Annotated in this window: 14 protein-coding genes and 1 other RNA gene; 7 read left to right on the top strand and 8 right to left on the bottom strand. The window is 67.1% G+C overall.

Going from position 1 to position 15,372, the window contains the following annotated elements:
• Window positions 1–54: 54 nt before the first annotated feature.
• The gene (locus XnspCFBP7698_RS14905; protein WP_123137551.1) at window positions 55–948 is read right to left on the bottom strand and encodes a helix-turn-helix domain-containing protein; all 894 of its coding nucleotides are present in this window, start codon (window positions 946–948) and stop codon (window positions 55–57) included.
• 96 nt (window positions 949–1,044) lie between these two features.
• Between XnspCFBP7698_RS14905 and pobA the strand changes: the two genes are divergently transcribed.
• The 3 genes from pobA (at window position 1,045) to XnspCFBP7698_RS14890 (ending at window position 3,097) form a co-directional block, all read left to right on the top strand.
• Window positions 1,045–2,232: a 4-hydroxybenzoate 3-monooxygenase gene (gene pobA / locus XnspCFBP7698_RS14900; RefSeq protein WP_123137550.1), complete on the top strand. Its 1,188-nt coding sequence runs from the start codon at window positions 1,045–1,047 to the stop codon at window positions 2,230–2,232.
• Window positions 2,233–2,444: 212 nt separating this feature from the next.
• Window positions 2,445–2,960, top strand: a complete 516-nt coding sequence (locus tag XnspCFBP7698_RS14895; RefSeq protein WP_039408763.1) for a nuclear transport factor 2 family protein — start codon at window positions 2,445–2,447, stop codon at window positions 2,958–2,960.
• Window positions 2,961–3,021: 61 nt separating this feature from the next.
• Window positions 3,022–3,097, top strand: a non-coding RNA gene (locus XnspCFBP7698_RS14890) — sX9 sRNA.
• 116 nt (window positions 3,098–3,213) lie between these two features.
• Here XnspCFBP7698_RS14890 and glpK read toward each other — a convergent pair.
• The 7 genes from glpK to XnspCFBP7698_RS14855 form a co-directional block, all read right to left on the bottom strand.
• Window positions 3,214–4,713: a glycerol kinase GlpK gene (gene glpK / locus XnspCFBP7698_RS14885; protein ID WP_039408760.1), complete on the bottom strand. Its 1,500-nt coding sequence runs from the start codon at window positions 4,711–4,713 to the stop codon at window positions 3,214–3,216.
• A gap of 131 nt (window positions 4,714–4,844) precedes the next feature.
• Window positions 4,845–5,666, bottom strand: a complete 822-nt coding sequence (locus tag XnspCFBP7698_RS14880) for an MIP/aquaporin family protein (RefSeq protein WP_123137549.1) — start codon at window positions 5,664–5,666, stop codon at window positions 4,845–4,847.
• 176 nt (window positions 5,667–5,842) lie between these two features.
• A complete protein-coding gene (gene glpD, locus XnspCFBP7698_RS14875; protein WP_047695514.1) occupies window positions 5,843–7,357 on the bottom strand; it encodes a glycerol-3-phosphate dehydrogenase in 1,515 nt (504 codons plus the stop codon).
• A gap of 222 nt (window positions 7,358–7,579) precedes the next feature.
• On the bottom strand, window positions 7,580–8,407 hold the full coding sequence (locus XnspCFBP7698_RS14870) for a DeoR family transcriptional regulator (RefSeq protein WP_123137548.1): 828 nt from the start codon (window positions 8,405–8,407) through the stop codon (window positions 7,580–7,582).
• 160 nt (window positions 8,408–8,567) lie between these two features.
• Window positions 8,568–9,551 carry a PDR/VanB family oxidoreductase gene (locus XnspCFBP7698_RS14865; RefSeq protein WP_123137547.1) on the bottom strand — a complete coding sequence of 328 codons (984 nt, stop codon included), beginning with the start codon at window positions 9,549–9,551 and terminating at the stop codon, window positions 8,568–8,570.
• Window positions 9,544–10,347 (bottom strand): GntR family transcriptional regulator, encoded by an 804-nt coding sequence (locus XnspCFBP7698_RS14860; RefSeq protein ID WP_123137546.1) that lies wholly within the window; start codon window positions 10,345–10,347, stop codon window positions 9,544–9,546. Before XnspCFBP7698_RS14860 ends, XnspCFBP7698_RS14865 begins: the two co-directional genes overlap by 8 nt.
• 22 nt (window positions 10,348–10,369) lie before the next feature.
• Window positions 10,370–11,446, bottom strand: coding sequence for an aromatic ring-hydroxylating dioxygenase subunit alpha (locus tag XnspCFBP7698_RS14855; RefSeq protein ID WP_039408740.1), 1,077 nt, complete (start codon window positions 11,444–11,446; stop codon window positions 10,370–10,372).
• A gap of 256 nt (window positions 11,447–11,702) precedes the next feature.
• Between XnspCFBP7698_RS14855 and XnspCFBP7698_RS14850 the strand changes: the two genes are divergently transcribed.
• The 4 genes from XnspCFBP7698_RS14850 (at window position 11,703) to pcaH (ending at window position 15,371) form a co-directional block, all read left to right on the top strand.
• Entirely contained in the window at window positions 11,703–12,566 is an 864-nt protein-coding gene (locus XnspCFBP7698_RS14850) for a CoA-transferase (protein ID WP_104579359.1), read from the top strand.
• Window positions 12,563–13,351, top strand: coding sequence for a CoA-transferase subunit beta (locus tag XnspCFBP7698_RS14845; RefSeq protein ID WP_123137545.1), 789 nt, complete (start codon window positions 12,563–12,565; stop codon window positions 13,349–13,351). Before XnspCFBP7698_RS14850 ends, XnspCFBP7698_RS14845 begins: the two co-directional genes overlap by 4 nt.
• Window positions 13,348–14,556, top strand: coding sequence for a 3-oxoadipyl-CoA thiolase (gene pcaF, locus XnspCFBP7698_RS14840; RefSeq protein WP_104579357.1), 1,209 nt, complete (start codon window positions 13,348–13,350; stop codon window positions 14,554–14,556). The genes XnspCFBP7698_RS14845 and pcaF overlap by 4 nt, the downstream gene beginning before the upstream one ends.
• Before the next feature lie 83 nt (window positions 14,557–14,639).
• Window positions 14,640–15,371 (top strand): protocatechuate 3,4-dioxygenase subunit beta, encoded by a 732-nt coding sequence (gene pcaH / locus XnspCFBP7698_RS14835; protein WP_123137544.1) that lies wholly within the window; start codon window positions 14,640–14,642, stop codon window positions 15,369–15,371.
• The last annotated feature ends 1 nt before the right edge of the window (window position 15,372 follow it).

The following is a 15,372-nucleotide window of genomic DNA, read 5'->3' as shown; positions in this document are numbered from 1 at the left end:
CCAACGCGGCCAATGCGGCTGCGGCTCACCTGCGCGTGTGGCGTGGCTGCGCGCTTACGCGCTCGCGCGAAATTGCGTGGGCGAGCATCCCGCGTGCCGTGCGAAATAGCGGCTGAAGTAGGCAGCGTCGAAAAATCCAAGCGCTGCGGCGATCTGCTGCACGCTCAGGCTGGTGTAACGCAGGCTGCGGCGCGCTTCCAGCATGACCCTGCGCTGCAGCAGCTCCAGCGCCGAGGCATTGGCCAACCGGCGGCACAAGGCCGTGAGATGCCCCGGCGTCAGTCCCAGCTGACCGGCGTAGCGGGAGATCGGCCAATGTGCGCGGTAATGCTGGTCGATCAAGGCCTGGTAGGCGCGCAGATGGCGCAAGCCGGGGTCGCCCTGCGCTGCATTTTCCGCCGCGTGCAGGCCCTGCAGCGCGGCACGTGCGGTCCAGATCACCAGGTGGGTAGCCGCCGCCTGTAGCGCCGCTTCGTGCCCCGGGCGCTGATGCGCGTGGTCGTCGGCGATGCTGGCGAACAAGGCATCGAGCAGGCGCCGCGCCTGGGCTGCCTGCAGTACGGCCGGTGCCGCCAGGCCCGGTTGCAGCAGCGGTGCTGCGCCCAGTGCGCTGCGCACCAGTGGCATGCACAGGGTGATGATGTGACCACGCACGCGCGGGTCGAACGCAAACCCGTGGACGCAGAGCGGCGGCAGCCACACCACGCTGGCGCCACGCAGGCGCTGGGTTCGTCCATCCAGCTGCAACGTGGCGGGCCCGCGTTGCACGTAGAGCAACTGCGCCAGGTCCTGGTGCCGGTGCGGGGTGATATGCCAGTCATGCAGCCGGCTGCGTGCGGCGATCGATTCCCAATGCAGCAGTTCCGGCGCGTGCGCGTGCCGTTCGCCATACAGGCCGAACGCGGGCACAGCAGTAGATGCATCGGTCTGGCGCGCGCGTGTGGGCATCGTCGAAAAGTCCAAGCACTGCGGGTAATCATCCCTTCAATGCCCGCGTTTGGCTACCGACACTGCCGGCCTGGTCATTGAGAACAGGAGCGCCCCATGCGGACGCAGGTTGCGATTATCGGTGCCGGCCCGTCCGGCCTGTTGCTGGGCCAGCTGCTGCTGCGCGCCGGTATCGATACGCTCATCGTCGAACGGCAGGCGCCCGACCACGTGCTGGGGCGTATCCGTGCCGGCGTGCTGGAGCAGGGCAGCGTGGACCTGCTGCAATACGCTGGCGTGGGCCAGCGCGTGCAACGCGAAGGTTTGCCGCATCATGGCTTCGAGCTGTCGCTGGACGGCCGGCGCGAACGCATCGATCTGCTGCACAGCTGTGGTCGCGCGGTCACCGTGTATGGCCAGACCGAGGTCACCGCCGATCTGATGCAGGCACGTCAGCGCAGCGGTGCGCCCACCTACTACAACGCAGACCAGGTCAGCCTGCACGCGCTGGACAGCCCTGCGCCGCGCGTGGAATTCATGCATCACGGTACCCGCCTGCAGGTGGACTGCGACTACATCGTCGGCTGCGATGGATTTCATGGCGTCAGTCGCGCCAGCATTCCCGCCGAGCGCCAGCGCGTGTTCGAGCGCGTGTATCCCTTCGGCTGGCTGGGCGTGCTGGCCGACACGCCGCCGGTGCACGATGAGCTGATCTATGCGCGGCACCGGCTGGGGTTTGCCTTGTGTTCAATGCGCTCGCCCACGCGCAGCCGCTACTACGTGCAGGTGCCGGCCGACGCGCGCGTGGACGCCTGGAGCGACCAGGCATTCTGGGATGCATTGCGCGCACGTCTGCCGGACGCGTTGGCCACGCGCCTGGTCACCGGTCCGTCGATCGAGAAGAGCATTGCGCCGCTGCGCAGTTTCGTGGCCGAACCGATGCAATACGGCCGCCTGTTCCTGGCCGGCGATGCGGCGCATATCGTGCCGCCGACCGGCGCCAAGGGACTGAATCTGGCATTGGCCGATGTCGGCCTGCTTGCGCAGCTGTTCGCGCGCTGGAAGGCATCCGGCGATGCCGGTGTGTTGCAGCAGTATTCGGCGCTGGCATTGCGGCGGGTGTGGAAGGCCGAGCGCTTTTCCTGGTGGATGACCACGCTGCTGCATACCTTCGACGATGAAGACGCCTTCACCGCACGCATCCGAACCGCCGAGCTGGACTATCTGCTCGGCAGCGCGGCAGGGCGCACGACCATTGCAGAAAACTACGCAGGGCTGCCACTGGTCGATCCGGTCAGCGCCTGACACCGCAACCCTGAAGGTAATTCTTTGATTACCAGCAATTGCAGAAGTGTCCTGGTGCACTTTCGGGTGGCTAGCGCGGTAACGGACCTGCTCGGTAGGGTGGCCTGGACGCGTGGCGGTCGCTGTCCGAGCACGCACACGTCAAATCCAATCGTGCGCCGTATGCCGAGTCCCCCGCACGCGCAAGGCCCCTTCCACCCGAGGAGATCCCCATGAAAAAGACCCTGTTTTCTCGCGCTTTGTTACTGATCATGCTGGTTGCGCCGATGGCGGCGTTCGCGCAGACCGCGGTGACCGAAAACACCAACCACCAGAAGATGCTGATCGGCTCCAACTGGCTGGAAACTGCCAACAAGCGCCTGGTCTACGATTTCTGGCGCATCGTGTTCGAAGCCGGCCAGGTGGATTACGCCCCGTTTTACATGGACAAGAACTACATCCAGCACAACCCGAATGTGGCCAACGGGCGCGATGCGTTCATCAGGTTCCTGACCGCGTTCGTTCCCAAGAGCCCGGTACAGGAGCGGGTGCAGTTGCCGCTGGTGGCCATCACTGCCGATGGTGATCTGGTGACGCTGGTGTCGGTGCGCACGCTGCCGGATCCGCGTGATCCGAGCAAGACCTATACCACCACCTGGTTCGACATGTTCCGGATCGAGAAGGGCCTGATCAAGGAACATTGGGATCCGGATACCATCGCCGGCCGCGCCAATACCGGCGGCCAGTAAGAGCAGCTAGCAAAACCACTGCGCGGCCGCCAGGCGGGCGCGGTCGGTGCTCGGAATCCTCATGTACCACTCGTACACTGCGGTTCCTCCGCGCCGTCCGTACCCACCTGACGACCGCTCGCTACGTGTTGTTAGCAGCTCTAAGTCGGTGCCTGATCGCCGGCCTGCAGGCTGCAGGCCGGCGATCTGCGTTTCAGGGATGCATGACCCGCGCGTCGGGTAAACGCAGGCAGCGTCTGCGCAGGTGAATCACTCAGCCGATGCGGAAACCCATCGTCGCTTCCACTGCCTGCTGCCAGCCGGCATACAACTGTTCGCGCTTGTCCTCGGCCATCGCCGGCTCGAAGCGACGATCCACCGCCCACTGCTTGGCGATCTCTTCGCGGCTGCTCCAGAACCCGGTCGCAAGCCCCGCCAGATACGCCGCACCCAGTGCCGTGGTTTCGGCCACTTCCGGCCGCAGCACCGGCACGTTGAGGATGTCGCTCTGGAACTGCGCCATGAAGTCGTTGGCGATGGCGCCACCGTCGGCGCGCAGCTCCTTCAGTTCGATGCCTGAGTCACTCTGCATCGCGGTGAGCACGTCGCGGGTCTGGTAGGCCATGGATTCGACCGCCGCACGCACGAAGTGTTCCTTGCTGGTGCCACGGGTCAGGCCGAACACCGCACCGCGAATGTCGCTGCGCCAGTACGGCGCGCCCAGGCCCACGAATGCCGGCACGATGTAGACGCCATCGTTGTCGCCGGCGCGTTCGGCATAGGCCTGCGAGTCGCTGGCCTTGCCCAGCATGCGCAGGCCGTCGCGCAACCACTGCACCACCGAGCCGGCGACGAAGATGGCCCCTTCCAATGCGTATTCGACCTTGCCGTCGACGCCCCAGGCGATGGTGGTCAACAGGCCGGCCTTGGACGCCACCGCCTTGTCGCCGGTGTTCATCAGCATGAAACAGCCGGTGCCATAGGTGTTCTTCGCCATGCCCGGCTCGAAACACGCCTGGCCGAACAACGCGGCCTGCTGGTCGCCGGCAATGCCGGCGATGGGCACCTGTTCGCCGTAGAAATACTGGGTCTGGGTCATGCCGTAGACTTCGCTGGACGAGCGCACCTCCGGCAGCATTTCCTTCGGCACGTCGAGCATCGCCAGCAGCTCGGCGTCCCATTCCAGCGTGTGGATGTTGAACATCATGGTGCGCGAGGCGTTGGTGTAATCGGTGACGTGTACCTTACCGCCGGTGAGGTTCCAGATCAGCCAGCTGTCGATGGTGCCGAAGGCCAGCTCGCCGTTGCGCGCGCGCTCGCGCGCACCTTCGACATGGTCGAGGATCCACTTGACCTTGGTGCCGGAAAAATACGCATCGATCAGCAGGCCGGTCTTGTCGCGCACCATCTGCTCATGCCCGGCCTCCTTGAGCTGGGTGCAGATGTCCTTGGTCTGCCGCGACTGCCACACGATGGCGTTGTAGATCGGCTGGCCGGTGGCCTTGTCCCACACCACCGCGGTTTCGCGCTGATTGGTGATGCCAATCCCGGCAATCGAGCGCGCGTCGATCTGCGCGTTGTTGAGCAGCTCGGTGATGGTGGTGTAGACGCTGGTCATGATCTCGCGCGGGTTGTGTTCCACCCAGCCCGGCTGCGGGAAGATCTGGCCGAACTCGCGCTGCGCCACGCCGGCCACCTTGCCCTGGCGATCGAACAACATCGCGCGCGAGCTGGTGGTGCCTTGATCGATCGCAAGGACGTACTGCTTTTCCATCAGGGTTTCCTCTACGGTGCCGGCGGTTGCGCACGGCGAGAGTGGTTGGTGCGGCCCGGCGAGCTGCGCAGCCGCGCGTCGATCCGCCGCTGCACGCAGGTCGTTGGGGCCGCAGGGCCGGCGTGCCGTGATCAGCGCGGGTCGTGCGGGGCTGGCTCGCCCTGCAGATGGCGCACGCGCGCCGGCAGGAAGGGCAGGATCAGCCACTGATACGCCAGTGCGCCGATCGGCCCGCCGATGAGCGGCCCCACGATGGGGATCCACCAGTAATTGTCCTTGGCCGGCAACGCCGCCTCGCCCCATCCGGCGAAATACGCGAACAGGCGTGGGCCGAAATCGCGCGCCGGGTTCATCGCCCACGCTTCCAGATAGCCCATCGATGCGCCCAGCGTTGCCACCAGCAGGCCGATCATCAACGCTCCGGAATTGGCGCCCGGCGCGGCTTCGTTGAAGCGCTCGGTAATGGCGAAGATGCCGAAGATCAGGAACGCGGTGATGATGATCTGGTCGACCAGCGCATGCATCGGCGTGACCGCCAGACCGGGTGCGGTGAAGAACACCCCGGCGGCACCGCCGGCTTCGCGGGTGAGTTGCTGAACCTGGTTGTAATGGTCGATCACCGGCCCGTACAACTGGTAGACGATGGCCGCACCCAGGAACGCACCGATGACCTGGGCGATCCAGTACGGCACGACCTTCTTCCAGGAGAAATCGCGGAACAACGCCAGCGCCAGCGTCACCGCCGGGTTGGCGTGGGTGCCGGACACCGAACCGGTGACATAGATGGCCAGCGTGACCGCCAAACCCCAGGCGATGCATACGCCCCAATAGGCGTTCTGATACGGGCTGGGGTCGTAGAGCACATACATCGCCGCGACCGAATCGCCCAGCGCGATGATGATGAACATCGCCACCGCTTCGGAGATCAACTCACCCACGAGCTGACGGTTCATGCGGGCAGTCCCGGATGCTGGTCACGGCTGCGGGCAGGGTGCTGCGACGCGCGCGCTGGCGCGCCGGGGAATCGGGTGGTGCTCATCAGGGGTGCCCTCCACGTGGCTCGGGGTGATGCCGGCAATGCGCCAGGATACGTTGCCGGACGACCCGTCCTCGCCGGCAACGCGTGTGTTCAGACGGTTGCGACGTCGCGTTGCTGCAGTGCGTGCGTCTGCAGATAGTCTTCCAGCCGCTGGCGGCCGGCCGCATCGATGCGCAGGCCGAGTTTGCTGCGCCGCCACAGGATATCGTCGGCGGTCAGTGCCCATTCGTGCTGCTGCAGGTAATCCACCTCGGCCTGGTACAGGTCCGCGCCGAAGTGCGTGCCCAGACCGGCCAGGTCCTGCGCATCGCCCAACAGCTGGTCTGCACAGGTGCCGTAGTTGCGCACCAGCCGCTGCGCGGTGGCCGCCGGCAACCAGGGCCGCGCGTTGCGCATGCGCTCCAGCAGGCTGGCGATGTCGCGCTGCTCACCGCCGGGCAAGGCTTCGCCGCGTGCAGTCCATGCCGGCTTGCGCGCGCCCAGCGCATGGGTGAGCCGGTCGACCGCTTCTTCGGCGAGCTTGCGGTAGGTGGTGAGCTTGCCGCCGAACACGTTGAGCAACGGTGCACCGTCGTTGACCACTTCGAGTTGATAGTCGCGGGTCACTTCGGCGGCGTTGTCTTCGGCGTCGTCCAGCAGCGGGCGCACGCCGCTGTAGTTCCACACCACATCCGCGGGGCTGATCTGCTGCTGGAAGTACAGGTTCACCGCATCGCACAGATACTGCACTTCGGCCGCATCGATCTTCGGCGCGGCCGGATCTGCCTCGTAATCGACATCGGTGGTGCCGATCAGGGTGAAGTCGTGTTCGTACGGAATGGCGAACACGATGCGCCGGTCCGGTTGCTGGAAGATGTACGCGTGGTCGTGATCGAACAACTTGGGCACCACGATGTGGCTGCCCTTGACCAGACGCAGCGCGTGCTGGTGCGGCACCGCGGCCACCTTGTCCAGGAACGACACCGCCCACGGGCCGGCGGCATTGGCCAGCGCGCGCGCCTGCACGGTGCGGCGGCGGCCCTGGCGGTCTTCGAGTTCGGCGTACCAGAACCCGGCATCGCGCCAGGCACCGACACAGCGGGTGCGGGTATGGATCCTGGCACCGCGCCTGGCGGCATCCATCGCGTTGAGCACCACCAGTCGTGCGTCCTGCACCCAGGCATCGGAATACACGAAGCCGGTGCGCAAGGATTCCTGCAGCGGCGCGCCAACCGGATGCGTGCGCAAAGAGAGCCGGCGCGAGCGCGGCAGGCTGCGCTTGCTGCCGCCCAGGTGGTCGTACAGGAACAGGCCGGCACGGATCATCCAGGCCGGGCGCAGATGCGGTTGGTGCGGCAACAGGAAGCGCAGCGGCCAGATGATGTGCGGGGCCAGCCGCAGCAGCACCTCGCGCTCGGCCAGCGCCTTGCCGACCAGCGCGAACTCGTACTGTTCCAGATAGCGCAGGCCGCCGTGGATGAGCTTGGTGCTGGCGCTGCTGGTGTGCGCGGCCAGATCGTCCTGCTCGCACAGGCACACCGACAGGCCGCGGCCGGCCGCATCACGGGCAATGCCGACCCCATTGATGCCACCGCCTACCACCAGAAGATCGTACGTCTCGCCCATCGGTGCCTCCGTCCGGATTCGCCACTGAGCGAACCCAAGTTGTCATGTTCGAACATATTCGAACATCGCACCTTGCGGGAGTGTGAAGAGCCGAAAGGCCGCAGGTGATGGGTAACTGCGCTAATAAACTATCGAAAGCCATGTTTGCGATTACTCGCGGCTATCGCCAGCGACCTACACCCAGGTCGGAAGTTCAAGAATGTACACAAACGAACATCCGGCTCAGCCGGACTCTGGCGCGTCCGCCAGATGCACGCGGGTGCCGGCCTCGGCCAGCACTGCAGCCAGCTCCTGCGGCGGCGGTCGGTCGGTGAACCAGTCGTGCACCTGGGCGATCGCGCCCAGCCGCACCATCGCATTGCGGCCGAACTTGCTGTGGTCGGCCGCCAGCAATACCTGCCGCGAGTGCTCGATGATGGCCTGGGCCACGCGCACTTCCTGGTAATCGAAATCCAGCAGGGTGCCGTCCAGGTCGATACCGGAAATGCCGATCACCCCGAAATCCACCTTGAACTGGCGGATCAGCTCCACCGTGGCCTCGCCGGTCACGCCCTGGTCGCGTCCGCGCACCACGCCGCCGGCCACGATCACCTCGAAGCTGGGATTGGCGCTGAGCATCACCGCCACGTTGAGGTTGTTGGTGATCACGCGCAGGCCGCGATGCTGCAGCAACGCGCGCGCCACTTCCTCGTTGGTGGTGCCGAGGTTGATGAACAGCGAGGCATCGTCGGGAATGAAGCGCGCCACCTGCGCGGCGATGTGCTGCTTTTCGCGCGCCTGCAGCGCCTTGCGCGCGGTGTAGGCCAGGTTCTCCACGCTCGAAGGCATGCTGACGCCACCGTGATACCGGCGCAGCACGCCGGCATCGCACAGCAAGGTCAGATCGCGGCGGATGGTCTGCGGCGTGACTTCAAAGCGCGTTGCCAGCCCCTCGACGTCGGCAAAGCCCTGCTGCCGTACCAATGCCACTAATTGCTCCTGGCGCGGGTTCAAGGCCGGCGCCGGGACAGTCCTGTAGTGAGTCGACTCCATGCGCAGATGATCGCGCATGCGCGTGAGGATGCAAGCACGACGGCTGCGCGGCGGTGCGCAGCGCGGCGCGGACAGTCATGCAGCCGTGCGGGCCTGTCTGGTCCCGCACGGACGCGCGCATGCCACCGCCACACCGCGCCCGCATGCCAGCCGGCGCGGTGCACGCTGACAGGCGTGCTCAGCCCAGCTCGCCGCGGTAGCCGGTATCGATGCTGATGCTGCCGCCCACCGCGCGCGACACGCAGGCGCAGAGCTTGCGGTTTTCGCGGCGTTGTTCGTCGCTGAAGAACACGTCGCGGTGGTCGATGTCGGCCGCGCTGTCGAGCACGTCCACCGCACACAGGCCGCATTCGCCGCGGCGGCATTCGGCAATGAGCTCCACGCCGGCATCCGCCAGGGCATCGAGCATGGATTCGTTTTCGGCCACCGGCACTTCCAGTCCCAGCCCGGGCAGCTTGACCACGAACGCCTGTGCCGGCACCCGGCCGCTGTTGCCGAAGGTCTCGAAGTGCAGCCGCGCGCGTGGCCGGCCGGCGGCGTGCCAGTGCTGGCGTACCGCCTCCAGCATGCCCAGCGGCCCGCACACATAGACCTCGGCATTGGGCGACAGCCGCGCCAGCTCGGCGGCAAGATCGGGCGGACCGGCGCTGTCGTCGCAGTGCAGCTGCAGGCGCTGACCAAGCTGTGTTTCCAGCTCGTCCACATATGCCATGGCGCGGCGCGAGCGGCCGACGTAAAGCAGGCGGAACGCCTGGTGCCGCTGCGCCAGCCGCTGCGCCATGCCCAGGATGGGCGTGATGCCGATCCCGCCGGCGATCAACAGGATTTCCTCGCCCAATTCGTCCAGCGCGAAGTTGTTGCTGGGGGGCGACATCTCCACCACATCGCCGGGCTGCAGCGTCCACATGTGGCGCGAGCCGCCGCGGCTGTCAGGCATCTGCCGCACCGCGATGCGGTAGTACCCATCCTTGCGCGGCTCGCCCACCAGCGAATACGAGCGCACATCGCTGCGCCCCTGCAGATGCACGCGGAAATCCACATGACTGCCCACCTCGAAGCTGCGCGCGGCCGGGCCTGGGTCGAGCACGATTTCGCGCACGCCCTCGCAGGCATCGGCAATGCTGACGACGTGGGCGCGGTGCCACTGGGTGTCTTTACGCATGGGGTACTCCGGGCAGAAGGCCAGGCCGGCCGGTGCCGGCGTTGGAGGCATGGGCACGGCCGATCAGGGCGCTACCGCGCACCTGGCTGACCGCGGCAGGGGTTTGCAGGATGTGGCGCAGATTGCGGTGCGCCAGGCGTGCGTGCTCGCGCATCAGCGCCTCGGCGCGGCCGCCCTGGCGGTGCTCGATGGCGGCAATCACTTCGCGATGCTGGTCCTGCGCCAGGGTGAGGATGAGGCGTGCATCGGCATCGCTGGTCTGCGCCATGACCAGCCCGTTGGGCGAGGCGAACGGCAGCTGCACCACGCGGGTCAGGGCGCGTTCGAGCACGTCGCTGCCGGCCATGGCGATCAACAGCGCGTGGAACTGCGCATTGGCCTCCACATACGCGCTGAAGTCGACGGTCTCCAGCGGCGCGCCGATGATGGCGTCGATCTGCGTCAGCAGGGTGCGCGCCTGGGCCAGTTGCGTCGCGGGCACGCCGCGCTCGGCGGCGATCCGCGCGGCCAGGCCTTCGAGCGTGCCGCGCAGTTCGATGGCGTCGTGCACGTCGCGCTCGCTGAAGGCCTGTACCGCATAGCCGCCGCCCGGCAGGGCGTTGGCCAGGCCTTCTTCGCACAGGCGCTGCAAGGCCGCGCGCACCGGAGTACGCGACATGCCCAGCCGTTGCACCACGGCCAGCTCGGACAGCCGCGTCCCCGCCGGCAGGGTACCGTCGAGTATCAGTTCGCGCAGCGACAGCAGCGCGCGCGTGGTCTGCGCGGCACTGCTATGGAAGGGCGTGGTCGGTGGCATGGTGGTCTCCTGCGCAATGCGCTCAGCCCACCATGCGCAGCGACAAATCCTGCGCGCGCTGCTCCTGTGCGATCAGGCGGTCGATCACCCGCCGCGCCCACATGCCGCCGGCATCCACGTTGAGGTTGTAGAAGGTGTGATCCGGGTGCGCGTCGATCGCGCGTTGCTGCGCTTCCAGCACCGCCTCGTCTTCGCCGAACACACCGGTGACACCGGCGCGGGTCAGCGTGGTCAACGACTGATCGTGCAGCGCGTAGTTGCGCATGAACGCCCAGAAGTAGTGGCAGGTGGTGTCGGTCTCGGGGGTGATGGTGTTGAGCACGTAGCCGTTGACGCCCTGACTGCGGTCGCCTTCCGGTGCGCCGGTGCCGGCGATGGCCACGCCGACATCGATGGCGATGGTGCCGGGTGCTTCGAAACGGATGATCTGCCAGCGATCGACCTTGCCGTGGTAATCCAGGTGACGGGCGATCTGGCTGGCCCAGAACGGTGGCGGGTCGATGTTGTGCATCCAGCGCGACACCACCACCGAGCGGTCGCCGTGCACCACATCGAACGGCGCTTCAGCGATTTCGTCCTGGCCGATGCTGGAGCCATGCACGAAGGTCTCGTGGGTCAGGTCCATCAGGTTGTCCAGCACCAGCCGGTAATCGCACTTGGCGTAGATGGTGCGGCCATCGCCGGCCCAGGCCGGGTCATGCGCCCAGTGCAGGTCGGGAATCAACGCGGTGTCGGCCTTGGCCGGGTCGCCCGGCCAGATCCACACGTAGCGGTGCTTCTCGGCCACCGGAAAACTGCGGACGCAGGCCGACGGGTTGATGGTTTCCTGCGACGGCATGTGCACGCAGCGGCCCTGGGTGTTGTAGACCAGGCCGTGATACCCGCACACCACGTCATCGCCGCGCAGCTTGCCCATTGACAGCGGCACCAGGCGATGCCAGCACGCATCTTCGAGCGCGATCACCGCCCCGGCGGTGCTGCGATAGAGCACCACCTCCAGGTTGCAGACCTTGCGCGGGCTCAGGGCGTGCTTGATTTCGTGGTCCCAGGCGACGGCGTACCACGCGTTGAGGGGAAACAGCGGCTTGGACTGGGACATGACCGTGACTCCTGGGGTTTGTATACAACCTGGGATGCGAATCGGCGCCGACGCGCCGGCCGGCAACCAGTGGACGCCCATTGCGACGCTGGCGTCCGCTTGCGAGCGAAGTTATGTATACACCGGAGACAATGTGGGCGCGTTACAGGCCCATCGAAAACGTGCGATTATCGAATCAATCCGTCGATAATCGCATTGACCCCGCCCGCTGGCCGGCTCTACCGTGGCAGCACCTTCGCAGCCCCGGGGTCGTGCCATGGTCGAAATCGTTTCGCTGAACCATGCGGTGTCGCAGCTGATCGCCGATGGCGACTGCGTGGCGATGGAAGGCTTCACCCACCTGATCCCGCACGCGGCCGGGCACGAGGTGATCCGCCAGCGCAAGCGCGACCTGCGTTTGGTGCGTATGACGCCGGACCTGATCTACGACCAGCTGATCGGCGCAGGCTGCGCATCGGCGTTGCGGTTTTCCTGGGGTGGCAATCCAGGCGTGGGCTCGCTGCACCGGCTGCGCGATGCGGTGGAGCATGCCTGGCCGCAGCCGTTGCACCTGCGCGAGCACAGCCACGCCGACATGGCCAACGCGTACGTTGCCGGCGCCTCGGGGCTGCCGTTTGCGGTGCTGCGCGGGTACGTGGGCTCGGACCTGCCGCGCGTCAACGACAGCATCAAATTCCTGCAATGCCCGTATACGGGCGAAACGCTGGCCGCGACGCCGGCAGTGAACCCGGATGTCACCGTGATCCATGCCCAGCAGGCCGACCGCCGCGGCAACGTGCTGCTGTGGGGCATCCTGGGCGTGCAGAAGGAAGCCGCGCTGGCCGCGCGCAAGGTGATCGTGACGGTGGAAGAGATCGTCGACACCCTGGAGGCGCCGCCCAATGCCTGCATCCTGCCGCGCTGGGTGGTGGACGCGGTCTGCCACGTGCCCGGCGGCGCGGCGCCGTCCTACGCGCACGGCTATTACGCGCGCGACAACCGGTTCTATCTGGGCTGGGACGCGATCGCACGCGACCGTGCCCGCTTCCAGGCCTGGATCCAGACCCACATTCTCGATACCGAGGACTTCACCGCCTTCCAGCGTGTGTATGCGCACGCGCAGCAACAGGTGGCCGCATGAGCGACTACAGCACCAACGAGATGATGACCGTGGCGGCTGCGCGCCGCCTGCCGGATGGGGCGGTGTGTTTCGTCGGCATCGGCCTGCCGTCCACCGCGGCCAATCTGGCCCGGCTCACGCATGCGCCGGATGTCACCCTGATCTACGAATCCGGCCCCATCGGCGCCCGCCCGGATGTGCTGCCGCTGTCGATCGGCGACGGCGAGCTGGCCGAGACCGCCGACACCGTGGTGTCCACGCCGGAGATCTTTCGCTACTGGTTGCAGGGCGGCCGCGTGGACGTGGGCTTTCTGGGCGCGGCGCAGATCGACCGCCACGCCAACCTCAACACCACGGTGATCGGCGATTACGCCGCCCCCAGGACGCGCCTGCCTGGCGCCGGCGGTGCGCCGGAGATCGCGGCCAGTGCCAGGCAGGTGTTCATCATCATGCGGCAATCCAGGCGCAGCTTCGTGGCGGCGCTGGATTTCATCACCACGGTCGGGCATCTGGACGGTGGCGATGCACGCGCCCGTGCCGGCCTGCCCGGCGCAGGCCCCACCGTGGTCGTCACCGACCTGTGCGTGATGGAGCCCGATCCGGTGACCCGCGAGCTCACCGTCACCTCGTTGCACCCTGGCATCGCGCCCGAGCAGGTCAGCGCCGCCACCGGCTGGCCGATCCGCTTTGCCGCCGATCTGGTGCAGACCAGCCTGCCCAGCGCAGACGAACTGCAGGCATTGCGCGCGCTGCAGGCACGCACTGACGCCGCGCATGGCACCCAATCGGCTGGAGCCGACGCATGAGCGAGGTCTATCTGATCGATGGCATCCGCACGCCGATCGGCCGCTACGGCGGCGCGCTGTCCAGCGTGCGTGCCGACGACCTGGGCGCGGTGCCGATCGCCGCGTTGCTGGCGCGCCAGCCGCAGCTGGACCCGGCCGCCATCGACGATGTCTACCTGGGCTGCGCCAACCAGGCCGGCGAAGACAACCGCAACGTCGCGCGCATGAGCCTGTTGCTGGCGGGGCTGCCGAGTTCGGTGCCGGGCTGCACCCTCAATCGGCTGTGCGGCTCGGGGCTGGAGGCGGTCGGCACCGCGGCACGCGGCATCCGCGCGCAGGAGCTGGGGCTGGCCATTGCCGGCGGGGTCGAATCGATGTCGCGTGCGCCCTGGGTCATGGGCAAGGCCGAAAGCGCGTTTGCGCGCACCCAGCAACTGGAAGACACCACCATGGGCTGGCGCTTCATCAACCCGCGCCTGCAGGCGGCCTACGGCACCGAGCTGATGGGCGAAACCGCCGAAAACGTGGCGCAGCGATATGCCATCGCACGCGCGGACCAGGACGCCTTCGCCCTGCGCAGCCAGCAACGCGCGGCGGCGGCGCAGGCGGCCGGGTTCTTCGATGGCGAGATCACCTCGGTGCCGGTGGCTGCGCGCAAGGGCGGCGAGGCCAGCACCGTCGAATACGACGAAGCGCCGCGGCCGAACACCACCGCCGAGATGCTGGCCAAGCTCAAGCCGGTGTTCCGCCAGCCCGGCAGCGTGACTGCCGGCAATGCCTCGGGCATCAACGATGGTGCGGCGGCCTTGCTGCTGGCCTCCGCACAGGCCGTGCAGACCCATCGGCTGACGCCGCGCGCCCGCGTGCTGGGCTTTGCGTCGGCAGGCGTGGAGCCGGCGTACATGGGCATCGGCCCGGTGCCGGCCACCCAACGCCTGCTCGCCCGCCTGAACCTGCAGATCGACCACTTCGATGCGATCGAGTTCAACGAAGCCTTCGCTGCGCAGGCACTGGCCTGCACGCGGGCATTCGGGCTGGACGACGATGCGGCCCGGGTCAACGCCAATGGCGGCGCCATCGCCCTGGGCCATCCGCTCGGCATGAGCGGTGCGCGGCTGGCGCTTACCCTGCTGCGGCAGCTGGAGGCCAGCAACGGGCGGCTCGGCCTGGCCAGCATGTGCATCGGGGTGGGGCAGGGTGTTGCCCTGGCCATCGAGCGTCTCTAGGCCATCGATGGCAACCGACCGCGCCACCACCGCACACCCACACCGCTTGAACGCGCCGCACCGCGGCCGACGGAGATCTCACGATGCGCGATGCCACCCTTGAGACGCCACCCGCCGATCCGCTGCTCGGCTACCGCCGCACCCGTCCGGGCACCCAGCCGGCCTACCTGCATCCGGCCTATGCCTCCACGGCCCTGCGTGGACCGCTGCAGGCACCGATCGAGATTCCGGCCACGCTGTCCGAAGTCACCGGCCCGCGCATGGACCGCCTCACCCTGGGAGAGCATGCCGCCGATCTCACCGCAGGATTCGATGGCCAGCCGCTGGGCGAGCGCATCATCGTGTCCGGCCGCGTCCTGGACGAAAACGGCAAGCCGGTGCGCAACAGCGTGGTGGAAGTCTGGCAATGCAATGCCGCCGGCCGCTACCAGCACGAAGGCGATCGCCACGACGCGCCGCTGGACTCCAACTTCCGCGGCACCGGCCAGGTGCTGACCGACGATCACGGCCGCTATGCGTTCAAGACCATCAAGCCGGGCGCGTATCCGTGGCGCAACCACTACAACGCCTGGCGGCCGGCGCACATCCATTTTTCGTTGCATGGCGACGGCATCGGGCAGCGCCTGATCACCCAGATGTATTTTCCCGGCGACCCGCTGCTGGCGCACGACCCCATCTACAACTGCGTCGACGATGCGCAGGCACGCGAGCGCATGGTGTCCCGTTTCGACTGGGAAAACGCCATCAGCGAATACGCGCTGGCCTACCGTTTCGACATCGTGTTGCGCGGTCGCAAACAAACGGTCTGGGAGTAAG

The sequence above is a fragment of the Xanthomonas sp. CFBP 7698 genome (assembly GCF_003600855.1).
Taxonomy (GTDB): domain Bacteria; phylum Pseudomonadota; class Gammaproteobacteria; order Xanthomonadales; family Xanthomonadaceae; genus Xanthomonas; species Xanthomonas cannabis.
This window is presented reverse-complemented; position numbering and strand designations above follow the sequence as displayed.